The organism is Algoriphagus persicinus (assembly GCF_035156415.1).
GTDB classification, from domain to species: domain Bacteria; phylum Bacteroidota; class Bacteroidia; order Cytophagales; family Cyclobacteriaceae; genus Algoriphagus; species Algoriphagus persicinus.
Map to the genome: position 1 here is coordinate 45,814 of NZ_JAYEEY010000009.1, position 23,013 is coordinate 68,826.

Genomic DNA, 23,013 nt, shown 5'->3' on the forward strand with positions numbered 1-23,013 from the left:
TTTGATAAATAAAGGTTGAGACTTGGAGGTGCCGCATCGCCAAAATTGTACACCATTAAGTCAGTTAATTCATTCGATCTTTGATCCGGTGGTTTTTGAAATCACCGGATTTTTCATTCGCTGGGGTTTACACGGATTGTCACATTGGCATCATTTATTTTATAGGTTAAGTTTAGCGCGTAGCTGAGTGTTTCCAGAATTTGCTCCAGGCTTGCCTGCTGGAATTCTCCGCTATAATGACAGTTTGTCCCATTTCCCTGTACTTCGATAGATACATCATACCATCTTTTCAAAGTAGATTGGATCACCTCAATACTTGCATTGTCAAAGGTGATTTTGCCAAGTCTCCAATCAGGAAGTTCGGCTACATCAAATAGCTCAGGCTCACTGAGACCTGCCTGAGCTGTCCAGCTGATTTTTTCACCCATCAGCAGAATTGCAGAATCCAGCTTAGACTGCTGATCAGAAAGTTTAACCCTTCCAGAATAAACAGACAGTTCTACTTCCGATTGATTGTAAGATTTAAGGTTGAAGGATGTGCCGAGAACTTCCGTAGCCACAGCCCCCGTCATAATCTTAAAAGGTGATTCAGGATTACGGATGACTTCAAAAAAAGCTTCTCCGGATAAACTGACCTTACGATTAGATGGAAAGTCTTCTGCATACTCCAGTTTCGACCCTGTACTTAGCCAGACTTTACTACCATCAGGAAGTAGAAAAGCAGAAACCTTCCCGATGTCATTGATATATGCTCCTGCCACCAGTTTTGCTTTTTCTGTAGGCTCCGGCAGATTAGTAAAGAGCTTGTAGCCAGCTCCACAAATTATGAGAAGAATCGCCGCTTTCCATATCCAACTACCGAAAACTATCTTCTTCTCATTCCTATCTAGTACTTTGACAGAATGAATTTCATTGGAGATACTTTCCCATGCTTGTAATTTAAGCTGTGTGCTATCCATTGGTTTGGTCACTTCCTCATTTAGGGAGTTGTACCATTGATTCAGTTCTTCTAGCTGAAATCTACTTTGCTCTTTTTTACTAAAAAGCATCCTTAACCGTACTTTGATTTTGTGTGAATTCATATACTGTCTCTTCCTACTTAAGAGACCTGATCCACTGCTTTCATCTAGTCACAATTCATTATTGAATCATGAATAAAAAATTCTGTTTAGTAACAAAACAATAATCGAGTCAAGCTATCATTAGTGAGATTAATGCAACAGCCATCAAGTTGTTTTCCAGCTGTGCCTGAAGTTTGGAATTGGCCTGGCTTAGGTGATTTCTTACGGTGGATTCCGCGATGCAGTAGGTTTCGGCCAGTTCTTTTACAGTCTTGTTTTCAAACCTGTTCTGGATAAAAATCTGTTGGCTTCTCATTGGCAACTCCTCTATTTTATCCATCAAAAAAGTATAGAGTTCATTAAACTCCATAATCTTAAAACCGTCAATTGAGTCGGTATGGGAACCGTTAAGCTGGGAAGAATCCAACTCATCAAATACTATTTTCTCTTGATCTATCCATTTAAAAAACTGATACTTAAGCATGGTGACCAGGTAGCTTTGTAGATTCTGTATTTCGCCAATACGCTTTCTATATTTCCAGAAATTGATAAAAGTCTCCTGGGCCAAGTCCATAGCCAAATCTTGGGATTTGGTTTTTTTGAGGGCATGAAGAAACAGCATATCCCAGTACAATTCGAAGAGCAACTTGAAGGAGGCCTCATCATCATCCTCTTGGATTTTGCGAAGCAGGAGCTGTTCATTTAGTATCACTTTCATGTACGTTTATTTAAAGTAAAGTTACCTGAAGCAGCTATGCCCAAAGAAATATTGATGTTAAGAATAGATTATGATTGGATACAGATACCTATCTAATTAGGATAAGTTTAATCTGATTCAACAATGGAGAACACGAGACTGCCGGTTTTTCTCATCTTTCTCTAAGTCCTCAAAAGTAAAAGACTGGCACATGGTACTAATAAGAACAATGACAAGACAAATCACAATGCTAATTAATAATATGGTAAAGAGTATATTCTCTATATGAAAAGTGAAATGAGGTATTTTTGGACAGCCTAAAGGCGTACTTACTTTTCACTTTACCTATCTCTCTGCCCATGGATTCCTCACCACATAATAAGCAAACTCAGTTGTTCATCAGTTCTGAAAAAATAGACAGAAGGACATTTCTTCAAAAGACAGCACTTACCTTATCCGGTGCAAGTCTTATTGGGGCAATCCCCTTTTATACAAAAGCGGGAGAACTCAGTGACTATCCTTTTACACTTGGGGTAGCTTCAGGAGAACCCTTGCCTGATGGCATTGTACTCTGGACCAGACTTGCCCCCAAGCCGTTGGAAGGTGGAGGACTCACAGATCAGGAAATAGAGGTGAGTTGGGAAATAGCTTCAGATCCCGGATTCAGCGATATAGTACAACATGGAAAAGAATTGGCCACTAAAGACTTTGCGCATTCTATCCATGTGGAGGTGTCAGATTTATCACCTTCCAGCTATTACTACTACCGTTTCAAGACTGGAGACTATGTGTCACAGACAGGTAAAACAAAAACGGCTCCCGCCTTCGGTACTGATCTGGCTGAACTACGGTTTGCCATAGCTTCTTGCCAAAACTATGCATCTGGATTATATACGGCCTATGACCATATGGTAAAGGAAGACCTGGATGTAGTTTTCTTTTTGGGTGACTATATCTATGAAAAGGGAAGTGGTGCAAATGCACTTCGAAAGCATCTCCCGGAAAAGGAGATTATGACATTGGAGGATTACAGGATCAGATACGGTCAATATAAGAGCGATCCGTCCTTGATGGCAGCGCATGCGGCTTTTCCCTGGATAGTAGTACCAGATGATCATGAGGTCAAAAACAACTGGGGCGGAGATGGCCCTCCCTATGATGACAATGCTTCATTTCTGCACCGAAGGGCCGTGGCATTTCAGGCATATTATGAGCATATGCCTTTGAGAAAAGCTTCGATCCCCAAAGGCATAGCAATGAACATTTATAGAAAGTTTAGGTTTGGAAATCTTGCCGAATTTTCCATGCTGGATACCCGTCAATTCAGGACAGATTTTGCCTGCAACGGAAGCTGGGAAGCAAATTGTGCTGCACGCTATGATCCCAGTAGAACGATGCTTGGTGAAGTTCAGGAAAATTGGTTGACAGATAACCTTTCACAATCATCATGCACTTGGAATATCTTGGGACAACAGGTTAGGATGGCCCAAGTTGGTAGAAAAATGGACGGTGCTATAAAGTATGCTGCTGATTCCTGGGATGGGTATGCTGCTACCAGAAATAGGCTGATGAATAGTATCAAAGAAAATCAGGTAAAGAACCTGGTTGTGCTTACGGGTGATTCCCATAAGAACTGGGTCAATGAACTTAGGCTGAATCCTGATGATCCTCAATCTGAAGTAATGGGTACGGAGTTCATGGGTACCAGTATCAGCAGTGCTGGAGATGGAAATGAATTTTCCGAAGTTGGGTTGGAACTGATGGAGGTCAATCCGGACATCAAGTTTTATAATGAGCAGCGAGGATATGTAGTATTGGTAGCCAAACCTGATGAGCTTAAAGCTGACTTCAAAGTAATGCCTTTTGTCACACGACCCGATGCGCCTATTTATACCATTGCTTCATTTACGATTGAAAATGGAATAGCTGGGCTAAATAAAGCAAGCCATTACGAAGAACTAGCTAGATGAGGACTGCCTATAAGGATTGTCTTCATAATTCGAGACAATTCCGCGTTGAGCATTTCAAATTCCACCTAATACCCCACCTGCTCTTCAAGTGGATTTCGTTGGAAATTAAAAGAATACATTCTAATGATAGGAAGGATCATTTTCTTTCATATACCACCTTAAAACCACCTCTATCACCTAATGAAGTGGTTTGAAAAAAAGATCGGTCAACAAAATAGTCTAATTAATCTCAATACCTTAAGGCAATTTGCTATTGTGCTATAGATAGGTTAATAACCTCTCCAAAAGCTAAAAATATTACTCAAATTTGTTCGTCTTCTGTATTGCCAGCTGCACTCATTAAAAAGGAAAACTGTGGGAAGAACATGTCTTAATCCTGCTGAGTTGAAGAGAATAGAAGAAAAGAATTTCGATATCCAGCGATTGAAATACATCAGAGATCTGTTCATTTTCAGTTGCTACACAGGACTTAGTTTCATTGATACCATGAACCTGATGCATAATGACATTGTAGTGGGTCTGGATGGGGAATATTGGATTTCAATCAGCCGGCAGAAAACCCACCAAAAATCCAAAGCACCCCTATTGCCTAAAGCAACGGAAATTATCGATTCCTACCAAGGCAACCTTAGGGCCAATTGCAGAGGAAGGGTCTTTCCACTAATATCAAATCAAAAAGTAAATGCCTATCTCAAAGAAATAGCGATCCTTTGCAAAATCGATAAGAATCTGACTTTCCACCTTGCACGGCACACTTTCGCCACTACTGTTACTTTATTAAATGGAGTACCGATGGAAACAGTGAGTAAAATGTTAGGTCATGCCAGTATTTGAACCACCCAGATATATGCCAAAGTAGTTGAAAAGAAAGTTAGTGACGACATGAAGAAACTTAGAAGAAAAATGAATAAAAAGAAATAGCAGACTTTCCATGAGTGTCAGTCACCTTGTGAAGTATTATGTTAGAATAAAATGATTTTCGGAAATGTTAAACAAAACTAAAATCACATGGCAACAGAAATCATCACATTAAATGACCTGGAAAATTTCGGAAATGAACTGAAAGCAGAACTAAAAAAGATAGTTGCGGGAATGCAGGGGCAGCCTGGTAAGAAATGGCTAAAATCCCATGAGGTAAGAAAATTATTGGCTATCTCTCCCGGTACTCTTTAAAACTTACGTGTCAATGGAACAATTCCATACACTAAGATTGGAGGCGTGATCTTCTACGATTACGAGGAAATTGCAGGTTATTTGAAAAGAAATTCCTCAATCAAAAAAAGGGGAGTATCCATACCAAGGCTATTCTGCTTTGATCCAAACGAAGTAAAAAATGCCGAAAAAAAATATCCAACCAATTAAAGTGACTAGATACCAAATAGATGTTAAAGGAAGATTTGATCCTCCTATTATCAGAAAACGGTTATCCTATTGTTGAGGTGCTGACATCAATAGGCTCTTTTACCAAGAAACTCATTGAGGCTGTCCCTACTTATGAGACAGCCCCATAAATTATTTAAAACCCAATTTGACCATTTCTTTATGATCGGCATATTCCTCCACCGGAATACCACCAAAATCTACTGCCCATATCACTTTTTCCACTCTTTCTACCCTATGTCAGTGTCTTCGGTTGACATTTCTACAAAAGCCGTATCCAACTTCAATTATTCCTAGATCAGAATTAGGTTCCGAACAAAAAAGAAAAAAAACATCAAAAAATACCCTATATAGGGTATTGTGGTGGTCATTTTTTCACTTTAATTTCGAGTATTCTTCAACTTAATCTTAAACTTTTCTGAAAACTTATGAATTCAAACAATCAAAACAGTGGCGGAATTTCTTTGTGGGAATTTTGGTGATTTTAGCTTTTGGCTGTGAATCTGAAACAAATTTTTCAGAACCTCCTGTGGAGGTTAATTCAAAAAAATTAGATTCATTTTTAGTATCTGAAGATTTGGCAAAACAAATCGCACTTGGATTTTTTAAATTTGATTCTAGTTTCATTGCTGCAAGGAAAGGTGGTGGAACACCTAAGATCAGACAAGTTTCTAGAGTAGCTCTTACTGATAGCGTGGATTTTGAAGCATATGTTATAAATGAATCTGAGGGATTTGTAATGATTGCAGGCGACACACGAATTATGCCCATACTGGCATATTCCTCCGAGGGAGAGTTAAACCCTGAGGATTTTCAAGAAGTAAATGGGCTTAAGGTATGGTACGAACAAACCATGAGTCAAATTAATACTGAGTTAAAGACAGTCGAGTCTGTTCATCCTATAGTTTATGAGGAGTGGAAAAAATATAGCAAAGAATTTGATCCGAATGGAAGGATTTGGGATGATGCCATTGCTTATAATTACAATTCTAATTGTCAAAATTGGTATTTATATGGTCAGTTTATGTGTAATCCCTACATGAGTGTTTATGAAAGAAAACCTCTTTATAGTTACCATAAGAATGAAAATGATGAGTATGTGGGAATTAAATGGGGTCAAACAGGGATTTCAAATTTTTTTGCACCAACAAATACTTGGACATCTTGCGCATGCAATGATAAAAGTCCAATTGGATGTGGAGCGGTAGCAATTGCTCAGACATTATGGTATTTTAGACCTGGAAATTATGCTTACGATTTAATGCCTCAAAATTCAAACGCTTGTATCAACCCCACCACATCAGGAGAGATTAGTCTTGCTCTCTTAATGTATAATTCTGCCTTAGCAGCAAATACCGTATTTAATTTTTCAGGTACCTGCAATGGATTAACTTATCCTTGGGATATTAGTCCTGCCTTAGTAAATATGGGAATGCAAAACGGTGGAAACACCTCTAACTTTAATCCTTGGCTATTGGCAAATGAGTTATATCAAGGCTATCCCGTCATATTTTACGGACGAGATAACTTGCTTCAATGGCATATTTGGACATCCGATGGATTTAAACAACATAATTATAAAGCTTATGATTGCGACATAGACGGATGCGTTGAATGGTCCTATACTTGGTATTTTATGAACTGGGGGTGGAATGATATGACTAATCCTGGAGAAACTAGAAGTACTAATGGATATTATAGTTCAGGGGTTTTTACTCCTTACGGATCTACTAGTTCTTACAACAATAATTTGAAAATGATAACTGGATTGAGATGAAAAATTTAATAAAATATCTTTTTTTGTTTAGCTTATGGAGTTGTGATGAAACCTTCCCTCATGAGACTGGAAGATTTCCTGATGAGCAGGCTATAAATCTGGTGGATCTGAATTCGGAGTATGATGAAATGAACTCTAATTTCGTACCTACTACAGCCGATTTAATCCTTACGATTATTTACTCTACAAATTCGATTTCAAATGGGCAACAATTCGATTTAGATTATTCCAGAATTTTTCTTCAGTGGAATAAAGAGACGGGTAATCTTGCTTTTTACGCCAATAGGGTATTTGATGGAAGTCAAGCTGTAAGGAATCTCTTATTTCAAATAAATTCTAATAGAGATGAAAAAGGACCCTATTCTTTCGTAGATGAGAGCAAAGGTGTTATACTCTTTAGTCGTGACAATTCAGAAGGTTTTTTTTCAATTTGTTTTGATTCCAGGAATAATTCTGGACAAGGCGTTGATGAAGCAGATGCATCATTTAGGCTTTTGGATGAAGATTCGAATGAGATGTACCCTAGTTTCTTTGGGACAAATTTTTTAAAGGGAGCGATTGATAATAACCAAGGCAAACCCGAAAAAATGCTCTTTAGCTCAGATCGGGATGGAACATTCGATATCTACGAATTGGATCTATCTACCGAAGGATCGGTAATAGCCTTTCTTCAGAGTTCACAAGAAAAGGACATCAAAAAAATCAAGACTAATACAACTTTCAATGATCATATGCCTTTCGTCTATGGCGATTTGTTGGTTTTCTCTTCTGATCGAGCAGGAGGATTTGGAGGTTATGATCTGTATTATTCTCATAAAACAGGTGATGGTTGGTCTGAGCCTGTCAATTTTGGCCCAAAGATCAATTCCGAGTTTGATGAATTTCGACCTATAGTTTCTGATTCTTGGGAATTTTCAAATCAAGTAATGATCTTTTCCTCAAATCGTCCTGGAGGGTTAGGAGGGTTTGATTTGTATTTTGTGGGAATTCCAAAATTTTAAGAATATCAAATTGATCTTTAACATCACGTGAGTAGTAAAACTCACGTGATTATTTTTTTCAGCGGAAATTTCATTACTCCTTATATTCCCAAATTATTTTCCCCAACAGGAACTATTGGATTTTCAATGATGCACCTAACTTTCAACTTATTTAATGTTGGCATGGAATTCAAGTAAAAACTAATTTCCTTAATCAGCACAGCCTTTTTTTTTCGCCTAATGTGTCCAAAATCGGAAAAATCAAACGTGCCTTTTTTAGTCGTTGAGAATCCCATTCACCTCGATTAGCTTTCTTCCCATAGCATCTTAGGATAGCATTGTTCTCATCAAAAGAAGTGATGGATAGAAAATAAAACCTTCGAAATACAGTGACTGGAATATGTGAAGGATATATTCATCTTCAGTTGTTACACCGGTATTTGTTATATCGATGCGATGAACCTTACTCCCGACGATATAGTACTGGGGCTTGACGGAGACTATTGGATTTCAATCAGCCGGCAGAAAACCCACCAAAAATCCAAAGTACCCCTATTGCCTAAAGCAATGGAAATTATCGATTCCTACCAAGGCAACCTTAGGGCCAATTGCAGAGGAAGGGTCTTTCCACTAATATCAAATCAAAAAGTAAATGCCTATCTCAAAAAAATAGCGATCCTTTGCAAAATCGATAAGAATCTGACTTTCCACCTTGCAAGACACACCTTTACAACAACTGTTACTTTATTAAATGGAGTACCGATGGAAACAGTGAGTAAAATGTTAGGTCATGCCAGTATTAGAACCACACAGATATATGCCAAAGTAGTTGAAAAGAAAGTTAGGGACGACATGAAGAAACTTAGAGCCGTTTTTCCCATTTCTATTTATTCAAGACTGGGATGATTTTTTGATTCAACCTTTTTACCGGCCTTCTCCAAGTCGTTCTTTCTCATAAATCCCAGCACACCACGAGCTTCCTGCGCAGAGATATTTTGGTTTGGCATTCGGGTAATACATTCTTCCAAAAGCGCCTGCGCTTGTGGATCTTTATCCAGCATCACATCTACATTAGTGATCATATTCATGATCCATTCCGGTTCTCTTCTGGAAGTGACACCTTGAAAACATGTGCGTATTAACCTCTTGTCTTTTAATTGATGGCATGCGGTACATTTCATGTCCACGATTGCTTTGCCGGAGGCAGCCAATGTCTCATCGATACCTTCGCCGATTTGACGGATCTAAATTCTCCGATTCCTTTTGGATCGGCTTTTACTTCTTCTTTGGAAGAAGTTTCGGAGGTAGCAGAGCTTTCGCCCTCAGTACTTCCTCCACCACATTAAGTCAGGAGAATCCCCAGGATACCCATTGACCAAATCAGGGATTTTTTCATAGTCTCAGGATTGATTCGTTTTTGTAATTGAATTTTAGGATTTGATATAGATGGTTTGGAAAATTCAGTGGATCGTAAGCTTGCCAATAACAGAGCAAGACTGAGCGGAAAGAGGCAGGAAGCGAGAAAAAGCCAAAAGTTGTATTCAGGCAAAAAGCCCATTTCCAGCCAAACCAACGTGCCTTGTAGAAAGAGTAGAACCTCGGTGATCACAAAGCCGGTGATCAGAAGAATCCACCCAATTTTGCTCATCGGAAGTTCATTAATCCAGCCTCGGGCTATTGCCACTGCCGAAACTCCCATTGTCATTGCTCCAAGCAAAACCAGGTGAAGAAACCCGATCACATACCCCCGGATCGAATAGGAAACCTCCGCGATAGATGGAAAAACCAAAAGTCCCTGGAGAATCGCTTTTGCGACCAAACTTGCCAATGCTAAAATCAAAAGTGTTTGAGCAATGCCCAAGAATTGATTTGTTTTAACCAATTTGAAAGTTGATTTTAAAATCCAGAAATAGGCAATCAGCTGAATAATCACAGCCAAACTATTGATCTGAAAGAAAATCGGTTGCGGCTCAGCCCAGGTTACGGCGAGCATGAAGGTCATAACTACCGAGATCGATAAGATCCATTCTTGATAGACTGGCCAAGTAATTTTGAATCCTTTTTCTTCAAAGTAAAGTAGGATCAATCCGAGTGCTCCCAACACAAACCAGCCATTCAGCTGGAAGTGAATAAACCACTGAACCGTCATAAAGTAGAGTTCATGCATCCTGCCCAGTGTCGCGGATACAGGTCCAAGTGCCCAAAGCCCCAATGTGGAAATCACCATAAACCATATCGCAAGACGTAGCAGGCGAGTGGCAGGGGTTTTTTCCAATGACTGAATCACTTTGAGAAGTTTGTATGCAAACACATAGGAAAGCAAGACATGAAGTGTGGAGAAACTGATGCTAAACACTCCATATCCCTGAAATGGGAAAGAAAACAGCATTCCCAAAAGTGCGATGACAGTCCCAAGGAAAAGCCACTTGTAATTTTTGATTTGGTCTTTTTCCTTCACCAGTCCAAAAACCATCCCTCCAACGAGCATTAAATATCCCCAACCCAGCAAGGCAAGGTGTGAGTGAGTATGAAGGATATTTCGGTATTCGAAATAAGGAATCTCAATCACATGAAAGGAACGCATCATCAATCCCAAGCAAACAGCCAGAAAGAAAAATCCAAACGTCCATCTCATCCAATTCTGACGGAATTGAACCCCGGAAGAAAACGAGAGGATGGACGATATTGGATTTTGAATGATCATGGATCAGTCATTCAAACTTTTAAACACTTTTTTGGCTTCAGGAAAAAGAATATTGTTCTCCAAGTGGATATGCGTATGCAGGTCGGATTCAAATTCCTCAAGCATTGCGAAAGCGACCTTGTACGTCTGACAAGCATCTGCAGGAGGCGTATAATTATTGCTCAATTCGGAGATTTTCCTGAATCGATCACCTTCGGTTTCATGCTCCTCTTCCATCATGGAGATTGGATTTTCGATATCTCCAAAGTGGGCCGGAGAAAGCGGGAAATGGTTCTTCTCTGCTGACTCCATGGCTTTGATATATGGAAAAAGAACGAACTCTTCTTTTTTCATATGGGCTGTCAGGGCATCGGCAGTATTGAAAAACTCATCTCTAATCTCCAAAAGCTCCGGGTGATTGTCACCGTGAACCTTTGCGATTTTTTCCACATAGAATTTCAGAGAAGGAATGCTAGCTTCCACGTATTTATGATGGACATTGACTATATGCTCAACTAGATCAGTCATCCCAAAGTCCTGGTAATGCTTCTCATCCTGGATCTTTACTGCTTGTTCCAGGTCGGCTGAGATTTTATCCAAATCCACCCCCTTCTTTTCACAGGCATCACTGAGTTTAATTCCGCCTTTACAGCAGAAATCAATTCCGTAATCAGTGAAGATTTTTGCAGTACGGAAATTTCCCGCCACGATGCTTCCTACTTTTTTTTGTGCGATCTCATTCATGATATTTAAGATAGTTTTATCCTTTATAGGTTGAAATTTTTTTTAAATCTTTAGAAAACTGGTTCCATTCTGGATTCCCTCTGCCATATCCTCAAGCGAAGTAGTCATCATCATTCCAGCGAGATGTTCACGAATCGCCTTGAATTTATTGTGAACTGCGCAGGGATGATCTTCTGAGCATCTTTCAAGGCCTAAAGCGCACCCAGTGAAAATCTGATCCCCATCAATCACCCGTACGATTTGATACAATTGTGTTTTTCTACCCTCCTCATGTATCTCAAAGCCACCGTTTGGACCTTTTACAGATGAAAGGAAGTTTTCCCTAACTAAAACCTGTAAAATCTTCGCCGTAAATGCTTCCGGAGAATTGATCGCTTTTGAAATTTCCTTCAAACCTACTCTCTCGCTTCCTTCCGGCAACGTTGAAATGTAAATCATCGCATTGATGGCATATTTACAAGCTTTAGAAAACATCTCTTTGGGTTAGAAGATATTCAAATGTAGATGAAAATATTAAAAGATAAAAATATCCGATATTAATTTTTTATATAAAATTCCAACCCTACACAGCAAATCATTTACATTAAAAGGTAAAAACAGCCTGAAAGGAACACCTTCCTATTTGCTTCGAAAACGCTTAGCACTTCAAAATTACCACCCCATTAAAATTAACCTGTGCAATTTCCCTTTCTTGGATAGAGGAACTTGTAGGTATCCATGTAATCAAATCGTCAATTTTCTAAGGAGAAATTTTGAAAAGTCAATTTTACTACTCTAATTTCGGACTTAATACTCTGAATTAAAATTGAAAGCCCTCTCACAAGTCGGAAAATACGGTTTACGTGCCTTGCTTTACTTGGTAGCTTATCCACCGAAAAATCAGTATTTAAGCATCCGGGAGATTTCTGAAGAGCTGGGATTGTCCTTTCACTTTGTGACAAAGATCTTCCGTGAGCTCACTGAAAAAGGAATTCTCATTTCCTATCGAGGTCCTTCGGGCGGGATTGCACTCGCGAAATCAGCCGAGGAAATCATGCTCATTGATGTGATCAAAGCCTTGGAAGGAGACGATTACTTTGATAAATGCCTTATCGGATTACCCCATTGTGGTACTGCCAAACCCTGCCCAGTTCATGAGTTTTGGAAAGAGGTCAAAACAAAAATGCAGAAAAACTTCTCCGAAACCAGTCTGGCACTTTTGGGCGAAAAAATCCGAACTCAAGAAGTCCGGCTTGATGAGTGATTTTTTTTACCTTAAAATAAGACTAAATACTCTTAAATATGAAATATACATTTACCTAAAAAATTATGAAGACAGAACCCAGCTTCCTGACCTACCTAATGAAGCCAAAGAATTGGTGGCTTCCTTTCCTACTCATCTTCTCTGTGAGTATAAGTGGATTGATTTATATCGGTTATCAGACATATAACGAAGCTCCGCCGATACCGGATTATGTGGACGCCTCAGGTAACGTGATCATTTCAAAACAAGATATTCTAGCCGGCCAGGAGGTATTTCACCGGTATGCGCTGATGGAATATGGAAGTATGTTTGGGGACGGGGCATTGAGAGGTCCGGATTTTACGGCACAGACACTTCATACTATGGCCGAATCTATCCAAGAATTTTACCGGTCCGAATCCCCAACTGAGCGCAGCCCTCTAGAAAATGCAGGCATAGAAGAACTCGTCAAAACCGAAATCAAACTGAATCAACATGACCCTGCCACCAACCAAACGCTCTTGAGTCCAGCTCAGGTTTTTGCGACGGATGAGGTCAATGGGTTTTATCAAAAGGTTTTTTCAGATCCGGGTTTTCATGAAGCTTTTAAGCCTACCGGCTACATTTCTGACCCTACGGAAATCGCCCAATTAAGTAAATTTTTCTACTGGGGTGCCTGGGTCTGTAGCGTATCGAGGCCCGGTGAAAACTACAGTTACACCCACAATTGGCCATTTGATCCTAAGGCAGGAAATACGCCCACCGCTTCCACTATGCTATGGAGTATTTTGGGATTGTTAGGATTGGTCTTAGGACTTGGAGCTGTGATGTATTATTACGGTCAGTTTGAGAAATTAAGCGAGGAGTACTATTCAAAAGGTTCTTCTGAAATGATCACAGAGGACAAATTGCGGACGTTTCGTCCGTCACCTACACAGCGTGCAACTTTTAAGTTTTTCTATGTCGCCATTCTGCTGTTTTTGATTCAGGTATTGGCCGGTGTTCTCACAGTTCATGATTTTGTGGGATTCACAACTTTCTTTGGATTTGATCTTCAGGCTTTATTGCCGGTAACTATATCTAGGAGCTGGCATGTGCAGATCTCCCTTTATTGGATATCCGCTTGCTGGGTAGGGATTTCCTTTTTTGTACTTCCTCTTTTGGGAAAAGGTGAACCTGAAGGTCAACGGAAACTCATCAATTTGCTATTTGCCATTTTCTTCATTCTTGTAGCAGGATCGGTTGTAGGGATTTACATGGGGCCAATGGGTATGTTGGGCAACCTCTCCAGATGGCTGGGTCACCAAGGCTGGGAGTTTGTCGAATTGGGCCGACTATACCAATATATGTTGCTTGCTGTATTTGCACTGTGGGCGGTGATCGTGTATCGGGGTCTTAAAGGAGTAATGGACAAAACCAAACCCTGGGAACTTCCCAATTGGCTGATCTATGCCGTGGTGTGTATTTTAATCTTGCTGGTTTCAGGTTTTGTGGCCAGTCCGGAGACTAATTTTGTGGTGGCTGACTTTTGGAGATGGATGGTAGTTCACATGTGGGTTGAAGCCTTTTTTGAGGTTTTCACCACAATCATTGTAGGCTACATGATGGTTCTCATGGGTTTGGTCAACCGTCAGGCGGTGACCAAAGTGGTTTACCTCGCCGCATTACTGTTTCTAGGATCTGGATTATTAGGGATTTCACATAATTTCTATTGGAATGCCAAGCCGGTAGGAACACTGGCCTTGGGCTCGGTATTTTCTACGCTCCAAGTAGTGCCGTTGATTCTTCTTACTCTTGAAGCTTGGAGAATGCAGCGGATGCCGCAACTATTAAGCAAAAAGCCGAAAGAAAATGGCAGGTCGTCCCTCTTTGCCATGCCCGGAGTGTTTTTGTATTTAATTGGAGTCACTTTCTGGAATTTCTTCGGCGCGGGTGTTTTTGGCTTGATCATCAATCTTCCGATTGCCAACTATTACGAACATGGCACTTACCTGACTGTGAACCATGGACACGCCGCTCTAATGGGAGTTTATGGTAATCTTTCCATTGCGGGAATCCTTTTCGCCCTACGATTTCTCGTCGATCCAGACATCTGGAACCCACGATTGGTCAAGCTTTCATTCTGGTCTATCAACTTGGGTCTGGTGCTGATGGTGATTTTGGATTTATTCCCTGCCGGAATCCATCAACTGTTTACAGTCATGGATCAAGGCTATTGGTTTGCCAGATCTCAGGAGTTTATACAAAGTACCCCATTTCAGACTATGACTTGGCTTAGAATCGTGGGCGGATCTATATTCCTGCTCGGAGGCGTTTTGCCCCTGACTTGGATAATATTAAAAAGCGCTACTCATCTTAAACCAAAACAACCCAATGCCGTCAATCACATTGCTCAAATTCGAAAAGAAATCGAAGTTCATTAATCAATTTCCAAATTATGCATCAACCAACTCATGACTATGCCGTCAACCTTGAATGGAACCACGGCCGGACCGGACAACTTAGCAGTCCCGAACTTGAAACGATTATAGAATGTGCCACTCCACCAGAATTCCCACACGGGGTACCCGGCATCTGGTCCCCCGAGCACTTGTTCACAGCTGCAGTAAGCTCTTGTCTGATGACAACTTTCCTTGCCGTTGCTGAACATTCCAATCTTAAATTCGAAAATTTCACATGCAAGGCGACCGGAAAAATGGCCAAGGTTGACGAAAAATGGATAATGACAGAGATTCATCTGTTTCCAGAATTGACGCTAGGTCCCAATGAAAAAAAAGAACGTGGATTGAAAGTATTGGAAAAATCAGAAAAAGCCTGTCTGATCTCCCATTCGATCAACTCCGAAGTCAAAATGTTTCCAAAAATTCTACACTTGGAATTAAGCTAATTCTAAACATACATAGTGAAGGTCAAAAAAGGCGGATTCTTTGGGTGCGCCTTTTTTCTTTTTTTGAAATGAAATGAGCCTTCGCCGCTGAGAGGCTGGGCTATTAGTTATACCAAAAAGCTACACCCAACTAGCACCAAATGCCCCTATTAGAACTAGGGTATCGATACTTCCCACTGTATAAAAGACATTCTGCATTAATCCAATGCTCAATCCCAAAGAAAGAGCCCACGAAAGCCCAAAGGTTATCAATTGGATTGTGAGATGTCTTGCCTTAAACAATCAAGCGAGCTTTTCTTAGTCCCATTTATATTTTTTGTGTTGGTATAAAAAAAGAGTTGAGGTGTAGAAATACATCTCAACTCAAGAATTACTAATTCAAAATCACGTGGATTTCAATCGAAAGATGAAAACCTGATGGACAAAAGACTATAAACGCTCCAGCATACTCATCAACTTCACACAAACTTCCCCTGCCAAAGGCTCGCTTGCAGGATTTTTCACAGCAGACATAGCCGCGACAGGATCCATGATAGTTACTTCATGTTCTGAATTACCAATTGCTCTGATAGTCACATTACCAGGCATAAGTGTCCCAATATGTGGTCCGGCTGTGAGCACTTTATCCGCAAATACAGGGTTGCAAGCATCTAAAATCAGATATTCCGGATAGTCTTTATCCAACTTTTTCTTCATAGTTGCTTGAATATCGATCTCGGTGATAATACCGAAAGCCATTTCTTACAATGCTGCCTCTACTTTTTCTTGTCAAGAAGCCAAATCTTCGGATTGTATTATTTTGGATTCTTAATAACTCATAGTTTTTCTGATTTAAGTGTGATAGGATTTCATCACACAAAGGAAAGACCATCGCTAGTGTGATTATGCTCAATTTAGCTTTGGCTAGACATGCATAACGTGATCCCAATCACACAGTCAGAAATCGTTTCCGTAAAAGTCCTGTAACTTAACTTTCATCAATGGTCTAATAAAGCGAGATTTAAGCAACCCATCATCACGACAATACTTATGAAAACATACTCTTGGCTTACACTCCTTTCCTACGGATTTTTGTTTGCCTGTACCACTAATCCAGAATTTACCCAGGCTGACTTAGGTCAGCGAACCGCCACTCTTTTGGATGTAGATGGCTATCAGTTTAAAGATTTGAATAAAAATGGCACGCTTGACCCTTACGAGGATTGGAGACTGTCTGTCGATCAGCGAACCGATAACCTGATCGCTCAGATGACTTTGGAGGAAAAAGTCGGATTTATGCTTATCAGCACCACGCGCCTGGCAGGAGATTTTGCTTTCCAACCCGGAGCTCCAAGAGGAGAAATCACATCCGGATTCAATGAGGAAGATTTGATTCAACCAAACAACATGTTTACAAGGCAGCCCCTTGCAACCCCTTTAATGTCGGCCTCCGGTACTACCAAAGGTGTCATTGAACGCCATCTCCGACATTTCATCCTCCGGGCAAATACCAATGCTAAAATCATGGCCGAATGGAGCAACAATCTCCAAGCCCTTTGTGAAGATACTCGACTCGGTATTCCTGCCATCGTGGCTTCCAACCCAAGGAATCACATCACCATGGATGCTGCAATCGGACTAAGCCAAGGTGCAACTGTCTTTTCCAAATGGCCAGGGGAATTGGGGCTTTCCGCTACTCAGGATTTAGGTCTGATAAGAAAGTTTGCAGACATCGCCCGACAAGAATGGGCTTCTGTTGGTATCAGAAAAGGCTATCAATACATGGCTGACCTTGCCACGGAACCTCGCTGGCAGAGAAATGAAGGTACTTTTGGTGAGGACGCAGACTGGGCAGCGGCTGTTATGCGGGAAGTAGTTTTGGGATTTCAGGGAGAAAAGCTTGGAAAAGGATCTGTGGCACTGACTACTAAGCACTTCCCAGGAGGAGGTCCACAGGTAGAAGGACAAGATCCACATTTTGACTTCGGAAAGGATCAACATTATCCTGGAGGAATGTTCGATTATCATCTCAAGCCCTTTCAAGCTGCTATAGATGCAGGGACCTCTGCTATAATGCCCTACTATGCAAAGCCAATCGGCACCGAATACGAGGAAGTGGCTTTTGCTTACAATAAGCGAATCATCAAGGATTTACTTAGAGATAAAATGGGTTTTCAGGGGATCATTAATTCTGATACGGGGCCAATTGAGATGCAACCTTGGGGAATGGAAAAATACAGCATCGAGGAGCGCTACGGCAAAGCGCTTGAAGCAGGTGTAGATCTCTTTTCCGGAACGGGAGATCCAACACAGTTGATGGCAGCGGTGACGATGGGATATGTGACTGAAAAAAGGATTAATGAATCCATAGTGAGACTGCTCAAAGAAAAGTTTGAATTGGGTCTCTTCGAAAATCCCTATGTGGATGTAGAACAAGCGAAAAACTTGGTTGGAAATCCTGAATTTCAGGAAGCCGGTGACCTCGCCATGCGAAAGTCCATCGTCCTGCTGAGAAACGATCTACAAGTACTGCCTATCAAGGCTAAAACCAAAGTTTACTTTGAGACCTACTTTGACAAAGGCGGAGAAAATGCACCGACAACTCCATTTACTTCCTCCAACCCTTCCTGGGAGTTTGAGCTCGTGGCCACACAAGAGGAAGCTGATTTGGTCGTCCTTTGGCTCAATCCACATTTCAATTCGCTCTTTAGCAGTAATGGTTCTGAAATCGACGTGCGCTTGAGCAAAAACAAAATCGACACCGATTATGTCAATGGAGTTTTGTCCAAAAAACCAACAGTCACCATCATCAATTTCACCAATCCTTGGGTGATTTCCGAGATCGATGGAGCTGGACTTCAAACTTTGGTTGCCACATTTGGAACTACGCCTGAGGCAATTCTTGATGTCTTGGCAGGGAAAGTGAATCCTACGGCAAAAATGCCTTTTACCATACCTGTTTCTGCGGAAGTTGTAAAATCCAACCTTTCCGACGTCCCAGGACATCAAGAAACAGAAGGATACGCGCTATTCAAGTTTGGACATGGGTTGAGTTATTAAGTAGTTCCTCTTCACATGACCTGACAATCGGCCCAAGACTTTTGGGCCGGTTTTTTTTAATATTAAAAAAATAAAACTCAATTTCTCCAAACCCCATGGCTTTCACTGCTCTGGCAAAAGGAATAATCTGAGAATGAATCGTACATTCTCCGCCACTGAAGACCACTGGAGTATCTACCTTTGATGTGACGAAAGGTGCATACTCCCTGATGGGTTTGAAGATATAGTGATCCATAGCGTGAGATGGTTTCTTGAGTAGTTCAACTGGTTGATTTAAGGGAAAAAACCATTCCAATACCGGATTTAGGCACACAAGTATTGCTCACTTTAAAACTTGATCTAAATCATACTTTTTTGTATAAAACAAAGACTAGTTTAATTAAATTTAAGGTTTATTATTAGACATGTTTATCCTTTTTTATTCACTATCACCATTCGATTACAAATGATTTCCCTTACCAAAAAAATTGAATTTGAGGCTGCCCACCGATTGAGCAATTATCAAGGATCCTGTAGTGAGATCCATGGTCACACTTATAAATTAGCAGCAACTGTTAGAGGGCTGATCGATCCTGACACAGACATGATCTTGGATTTCAAAATACTTAAAAGTATCCTCCAATTATCGGTTTTAGATCCATTAGACCATGCATTGATCCTCAAAGAAAACCCTGAAAATAGAAGGATATTTTCCGCATATACTGGGAAAATTACTTGGATGGAATCCGAACCTACCTCCGAAAGAATGATAGAATGGATGGCCATAAAGATAACTGCCCTCTTGCCTTCAACTATTGAACTGATCGAACTGCAACTGTATGAAACATCCGGAAGTTTCACGACTTGGAAAAATAATAGAAGATAATTTTATCTTTTAATTTTTTTAGAGTATTTTTGACTATGAAAGAGGGCTAAGTCCCTTTTCATTAGACCTAATGGGGGACATTTTAACCCTTTTTGATTATGAACAATATCAATCAACTTACCATCAGTGAAATCATCTCGAATGATTATCGGGCCGCACTGGTATTCCGAACTTTCGGAATTGATTTTTGGTGCAAAGGAAATCAGAAAATTATCAGATGATTACACACCTCCTGCATATGCATGTAATACTTATAAAGTCGCCTTTGCCTTGCTTCAGGAATTTGATATGAGCATGCAAAAGCATATGCATTTGGAGCGCAACATCTTGTTTCCTGAAGCACTTGCCTTGGAGTTTGATTCAAACTTAAACTAATCCTGAAAGTAATGACCCTTACTTCGCCCAAAGCCTTTCATCTCTTTCCCTTGGTTGTTTTGGGATTGGTATTAGGTATCTCAGGGGGTTGGATCAGATTGGGCAGTACCCTGATTCCGATAGCTTCTGCAGGAATGAATCATGGGCTTTTGATGGTCGGGTGTTTTTTAGGTACGCTGATCTCCATAGAGCGGGCGATGGTGTTAAAGAAAAAAATCTGGTTGGTAATCCCATTTCTGACAGGGCTTTCCTCTTTGTTTTTTTTGACCGGGATGATTCAAATTGGGTTAATACTTCTTCTTGTCGGTTCATTGGGCTTGGGAATTATCATGCATTTGCAGTCCGTAAGACATCCCCATTTTCATACATTTCTCCTGTATGCTGGTGCTATGTTTTGGTTTATTGGCAATTTCATGACTTGGCGATCCGGATTGATTGCTGCGGGAACTACCTGGTGGATGGGGTTTTTACTCTTCACCATCGTAGGAGAAAGGCTTGAGTTAAGTCAGTTTTTACCAGTGCCTCCTTGGACAAAGAAAGCCCTTGTCATTCATTTATTACTCGTTTTTATTGGTCTTCTTGCACCTTTTCATACTTGGGGAAATGAAATATTGGGATTGGGTATCCTTCTAATAGCAGTCTGGCTTTTGGTTTTCGATATAGCCAAAGTCATCGCAAAAAAAACTGAGCAATTTAGGTATTTAGGTGTAGGATTGAGTACAGGGTATCTCTGGCTAGGTGGTCAAGGAATTATTCTCTTTGCATTGGAAAGTCATCCCCTTTTCTACGATTTGATTATCCATACCTTCTTTTTAGGCTTTACTTTTTCCATGATTTGGGCACATGCACCGAGCATTTTCCCTACCATCTTTGGTATCCGAGACACACCTTACCATCCGATTCTATGGGTGACATGGACACTGTTTCAAGTAAGTTTAGCTGGCAGAGTATTATTCAGCTTAATGGAGTCATACGAGCTTCGCAAAATTTTTGGAGTAGCCAATGGTTATCAGATCCTGGTTCAATTTGGGCTGATGGCAGCGATAGTCATTTGGAAAATCAGAAATAGGAAACTCATTGGTAACCTAAAATTCTCATAAGGCACTTGATGCTAATCGTGTCTCGCACCTTCCATGACTTTGAATACGTGAAGCAAAGCAGGAAAAATCGCATCCATGGATTCTGATGCTCCATTAGTTGAGCCGGGCAATCCCATTATGACTGTATCGCTAATCAGACCCGCTATCGAGCGGGAAAGCATCGAATAGGGCGTACGCTGCTGACCCAAACTGAGCTGTTTTGTACTGGTTTACCTGTTCGTAAGTCGTACCGATAAGTTTTTGAGTTTGCTGATTGAAAGCTGCTCCTACATGCAGTTTGGATTGATCCTTTTCGAACTTCAGCAGTGCCAAATCATGGGATCTGGCCTGAAATGCCCAATCGACATTTCCCAGAAATCAGAAATTGTCATAATTGAGCTCTTGCCTGCCTAACTTCAAAGACCAATTTGGATTGAAATTAACCTGAGCCCATGCTTCATGAACCGAAAGGAAATCATCGCTTACATTCAATTGACTGGTATTCCCCCAAGTACGGACATCCTGCACGCTCATGAAAAAGTTAAAATGTTGATGATTGTAACTTGCCTGAATCCGAGCGCGGTGTGCTATGAAAACGGCAGGTGCTGTCCCGTTCTCTAAGGGTTTTTGGTAGCCATTTCGGTATTCCCCACGGGCAAAATATTGTCCATCGAATGAAAATTGGGCATGCGAAGAAGTGGTTACACCAAAAGTAATCGCCAGAAATATGAGCTTGATTTGCATGAACTTGGATTAATGGTGATCAATTTTATCTGCAATTTCAGGAGCCTTAGATTGAAGCACCTTTTTAATTACGCTTGACATCCAAACCAAGCAAAGAATAGAAAGCACAAGCGTCAACATCCAACTACTTGTCCAAAGCCCCGTTCCTTCCAGGAGGTACCCAAAGAGAATGGGACAGAAAAACCCACCCAATCCACCAATCACACCGACCATTCCTCCCACCACTCCGACTTCATTGGGAAAATAATCTGGGATAAACTTGTAAACTGAGGCTTTCCCAATGCCCCATACGATTCCGATCGCGAGCGTCAAAATGGCAAAGACCCACATATTCGCCTCAAAATTGATTCGCGTGACGCCCTTAACGAGAAGCTGCTTTTTTTCTACCACATCACCTGCCTGCACCGCCGGTTCCTGCCAAGAAGACTTTTGAGGCAAAACGGGAGCTTTATTTGAGGACACTTCTTGGGCGGTAGTTTTTGGAGAAAAGGAATAGGACTTGCCATTTTCCATAATTAATTCTGTCCCCCTCACTTCTTTTACAATTCCTTTTTGGGTGGCATTGATTCCTTTTCCCGGTGAGAAAATCTCCATTTTGGGAATCATGAGCAGTGCACTGATGGCGATCGACCACTTGAACACCCCAAACATTACCCTCCTAGCTCCAAACTTATCACTCATCCAACCACCCAAAGCACGAATCACCCCTGAAGGAAGGCTGAACAGCGAAGCAAAAAGTCCGGCGATAACCAAACTGGTGCCATAAACATTGGTGAAATATGGAACCAGCCATTGAGAGAAAGAGACAAAACATCCAAAAACCAGAAAATAATACAGCCCAAATCTCCAAACTCGGATATTTCCTAGGGGCTTCAGCGTTTGAGCCATCGTTCGGGTGGATACGGCAGGTTTTTTATTTTTTGCCAAAAGAGCAAACAATAAAGCCATTCCCACCAAAACAGCGGCATAGATCATTGGAAGGATTTTCCATGCTTCGAGATTTTGGCCGTTTTCAGTGAATGTGTTGAGCAAAGTGGGTGCAAGCAATGTCGTAATAGCTGCACCTGCATTGCCCGCCCCAAAGATTCCTAGGGCTCTCCCCTGCCAGTGTTTGGGATACCACACCGAAGTGTAGCCGATTCCAACTGCAAATCCGGCACCTGCAAGCCCGAATCCAAAACTCATCAAGGCATACCAAGTAAAAGAGTCAGTCCAACTGAGCAAGAACATCGGGATGGCAGTGAAGAAAAGTAACCCTACAAAAACCCATTTTCCTCCATATTTATCCGTCAGGATGCCAATAGGCAATCGCATTATAGATCCTGTGAGGATGGGAATACCAAAAAGCCAACCTACCTCTACCTGACTCCAGTCAAAAATCCCATTATCAACTAAATAGGTCACCATGACCCCGTTGAATATCCAGGCAGCAAAACAGAGGGTGAAGGCTAGCGTGTTAAGGAATAAAATCCGATGCGCACCTACTGGGATGGGCTCGTTCATATAGTTT

Annotated in this window: 24 protein-coding genes; 13 read left to right on the forward strand and 11 right to left on the reverse strand. The window is 40.9% G+C overall.

Annotation, left to right across the window (positions count from 1 at the left end; genetic code table 11):
• Window positions 1-113 precede the first annotated feature (113 nt).
• Together U3A58_RS08675 and U3A58_RS08680 are read right to left on the reverse strand one after the other, a co-directional pair.
• Window positions 114-1,049 (reverse strand): FecR family protein, encoded by a 936-nt coding sequence (locus U3A58_RS08675; protein ID WP_323823018.1) that lies wholly within the window; start codon window positions 1,047-1,049, stop codon window positions 114-116.
• Between the two features lie 142 nt (window positions 1,050-1,191).
• Window positions 1,192-1,779 (reverse strand): RNA polymerase sigma factor, encoded by a 588-nt coding sequence (locus U3A58_RS08680; RefSeq protein WP_323823019.1) that lies wholly within the window; start codon window positions 1,777-1,779, stop codon window positions 1,192-1,194.
• A 338-nt stretch (window positions 1,780-2,117) separates the two neighbouring features.
• On the opposite strand from U3A58_RS08680, the gene U3A58_RS08685 reads away from it, so the two are divergent.
• From U3A58_RS08685 to U3A58_RS08710, 6 genes are all read left to right on the forward strand, one after another.
• Window positions 2,118-3,728, forward strand: a complete 1,611-nt coding sequence (locus U3A58_RS08685) for an alkaline phosphatase D family protein (RefSeq protein WP_323823020.1) — start codon at window positions 2,118-2,120, stop codon at window positions 3,726-3,728.
• Window positions 3,729-4,082: 354 nt separating this feature from the next.
• Entirely contained in the window at window positions 4,083-4,562 is a 480-nt protein-coding gene (locus tag U3A58_RS08690) for a site-specific integrase (protein ID WP_323823021.1), read from the forward strand.
• 174 nt (window positions 4,563-4,736) lie between these two features.
• Window positions 4,737-4,901: a hypothetical protein gene (locus U3A58_RS08695; protein ID WP_323823022.1), complete on the forward strand. Its 165-nt coding sequence runs from the start codon at window positions 4,737-4,739 to the stop codon at window positions 4,899-4,901.
• A gap of 673 nt (window positions 4,902-5,574) precedes the next feature.
• Window positions 5,575-6,885, forward strand: a complete 1,311-nt coding sequence (locus tag U3A58_RS08700; protein WP_323823023.1) for a Spi family protease inhibitor — start codon at window positions 5,575-5,577, stop codon at window positions 6,883-6,885.
• Window positions 6,882-7,886: a TolB-like translocation protein gene (locus U3A58_RS08705; RefSeq protein WP_323823024.1), complete on the forward strand. Its 1,005-nt coding sequence runs from the start codon at window positions 6,882-6,884 to the stop codon at window positions 7,884-7,886. The genes U3A58_RS08700 and U3A58_RS08705 overlap by 4 nt, the downstream gene beginning before the upstream one ends.
• A 381-nt stretch (window positions 7,887-8,267) precedes the next feature.
• The gene (locus tag U3A58_RS08710) at window positions 8,268-8,771 is read left to right on the forward strand and encodes a site-specific integrase (protein WP_323823025.1); all 504 of its coding nucleotides are present in this window, start codon (window positions 8,268-8,270) and stop codon (window positions 8,769-8,771) included.
• On the opposite strand, the gene U3A58_RS08715 is transcribed toward U3A58_RS08710, so the two are convergent.
• From U3A58_RS08715 to U3A58_RS08730, 4 genes are all read right to left on the reverse strand, one after another.
• A complete protein-coding gene (locus tag U3A58_RS08715; RefSeq protein ID WP_323823026.1) occupies window positions 8,753-9,046 on the reverse strand; it encodes a hypothetical protein in 294 nt (97 codons plus the stop codon). The two genes, U3A58_RS08710 and U3A58_RS08715, sit on opposite strands and share 19 nt — an antisense overlap.
• 161 nt (window positions 9,047-9,207) lie before the next feature.
• Window positions 9,208-10,500: a cytochrome c gene (locus U3A58_RS08720; RefSeq protein ID WP_323823027.1), complete on the reverse strand. Its 1,293-nt coding sequence runs from the start codon at window positions 10,498-10,500 to the stop codon at window positions 9,208-9,210.
• Window positions 10,501-10,572: 72 nt separating this feature from the next.
• Window positions 10,573-11,292, reverse strand: a complete 720-nt coding sequence (gene ric / locus U3A58_RS08725; protein ID WP_323823028.1) for an iron-sulfur cluster repair di-iron protein — start codon at window positions 11,290-11,292, stop codon at window positions 10,573-10,575.
• 42 nt (window positions 11,293-11,334) lie between these two features.
• Window positions 11,335-11,766, reverse strand: coding sequence for an RrF2 family transcriptional regulator (locus U3A58_RS08730; RefSeq protein WP_323823029.1), 432 nt, complete (start codon window positions 11,764-11,766; stop codon window positions 11,335-11,337).
• A 331-nt stretch (window positions 11,767-12,097) separates the two neighbouring features.
• Between U3A58_RS08730 and U3A58_RS08735 the strand changes: the two genes are divergently transcribed.
• The 3 genes from U3A58_RS08735 to U3A58_RS08745 all read left to right on the forward strand — a co-directional run bounded on the left by U3A58_RS08735 (window position 12,098) and on the right by U3A58_RS08745 (window position 15,401).
• Window positions 12,098-12,535 carry an RrF2 family transcriptional regulator gene (locus tag U3A58_RS08735; RefSeq protein ID WP_323823030.1) on the forward strand — a complete coding sequence of 146 codons (438 nt, stop codon included), beginning with the start codon at window positions 12,098-12,100 and terminating at the stop codon, window positions 12,533-12,535.
• A 65-nt stretch (window positions 12,536-12,600) separates the two neighbouring features.
• Complete coding sequence (locus U3A58_RS08740; RefSeq protein WP_323823031.1) at window positions 12,601-14,937, forward strand: nitric-oxide reductase large subunit; 2,337 nt, start codon at window positions 12,601-12,603, stop codon at window positions 14,935-14,937.
• Between the two features lie 14 nt (window positions 14,938-14,951).
• Window positions 14,952-15,401, forward strand: a complete 450-nt coding sequence (locus U3A58_RS08745; protein WP_323823032.1) for an OsmC family protein — start codon at window positions 14,952-14,954, stop codon at window positions 15,399-15,401.
• Between the two features lie 429 nt (window positions 15,402-15,830).
• Here U3A58_RS08745 and U3A58_RS08750 read toward each other — a convergent pair whose 3' ends face one another.
• Window positions 15,831-16,139: a DUF302 domain-containing protein gene (locus tag U3A58_RS08750; RefSeq protein WP_323823033.1), complete on the reverse strand. Its 309-nt coding sequence runs from the start codon at window positions 16,137-16,139 to the stop codon at window positions 15,831-15,833.
• A gap of 291 nt (window positions 16,140-16,430) precedes the next feature.
• On the opposite strand from U3A58_RS08750, the gene U3A58_RS08755 reads away from it, so the two are divergent.
• Window positions 16,431-18,440 carry a glycoside hydrolase family 3 protein gene (locus U3A58_RS08755; protein ID WP_323823034.1) on the forward strand — a complete coding sequence of 670 codons (2,010 nt, stop codon included), beginning with the start codon at window positions 16,431-16,433 and terminating at the stop codon, window positions 18,438-18,440.
• Here U3A58_RS08755 and U3A58_RS08760 read toward each other — a convergent pair.
• Window positions 18,412-18,675: a hypothetical protein gene (locus U3A58_RS08760; protein WP_323823035.1), complete on the reverse strand. Its 264-nt coding sequence runs from the start codon at window positions 18,673-18,675 to the stop codon at window positions 18,412-18,414. The genes U3A58_RS08755 and U3A58_RS08760 overlap by 29 nt on opposite strands.
• Window positions 18,676-18,885: 210 nt before the next feature.
• Here U3A58_RS08760 and U3A58_RS08765 point away from each other — a divergent pair, with 210 nt between their 5' ends.
• From U3A58_RS08765 to U3A58_RS08775, 3 genes are all read left to right on the forward strand, one after another.
• Window positions 18,886-19,305: a 6-pyruvoyl trahydropterin synthase family protein gene (locus tag U3A58_RS08765; protein ID WP_323823036.1), complete on the forward strand. Its 420-nt coding sequence runs from the start codon at window positions 18,886-18,888 to the stop codon at window positions 19,303-19,305.
• Between the two features lie 98 nt (window positions 19,306-19,403).
• Window positions 19,404-19,526 (forward strand): DUF542 domain-containing protein, encoded by a 123-nt coding sequence (locus tag U3A58_RS21810; RefSeq protein ID WP_416377293.1) that lies wholly within the window; start codon window positions 19,404-19,406, stop codon window positions 19,524-19,526.
• Between the two features lie 165 nt (window positions 19,527-19,691).
• On the forward strand, window positions 19,692-20,780 hold the full coding sequence (locus tag U3A58_RS08775) for a hypothetical protein (protein ID WP_323823038.1): 1,089 nt from the start codon (window positions 19,692-19,694) through the stop codon (window positions 20,778-20,780).
• A 129-nt stretch (window positions 20,781-20,909) separates the two neighbouring features.
• Here the strand turns inward: U3A58_RS08775 and U3A58_RS08780 are convergent, their stop codons facing one another.
• The 3 genes from U3A58_RS08780 to U3A58_RS08790 are packed head-to-tail and all read right to left on the reverse strand — an operon-like array spanning window position 20,910 to window position 23,006.
• Window positions 20,910-21,092 (reverse strand): hypothetical protein, encoded by a 183-nt coding sequence (locus U3A58_RS08780; RefSeq protein ID WP_323823039.1) that lies wholly within the window; start codon window positions 21,090-21,092, stop codon window positions 20,910-20,912.
• A 45-nt stretch (window positions 21,093-21,137) separates the two neighbouring features.
• Complete coding sequence (locus tag U3A58_RS08785) at window positions 21,138-21,503, reverse strand: hypothetical protein (RefSeq protein WP_323823040.1); 366 nt, start codon at window positions 21,501-21,503, stop codon at window positions 21,138-21,140.
• Between the two features lie 9 nt (window positions 21,504-21,512).
• Window positions 21,513-23,006: an MFS transporter gene (locus tag U3A58_RS08790; RefSeq protein ID WP_323823041.1), complete on the reverse strand. Its 1,494-nt coding sequence runs from the start codon at window positions 23,004-23,006 to the stop codon at window positions 21,513-21,515.
• Window positions 23,007-23,013: the final 7 nt, after the last annotated feature.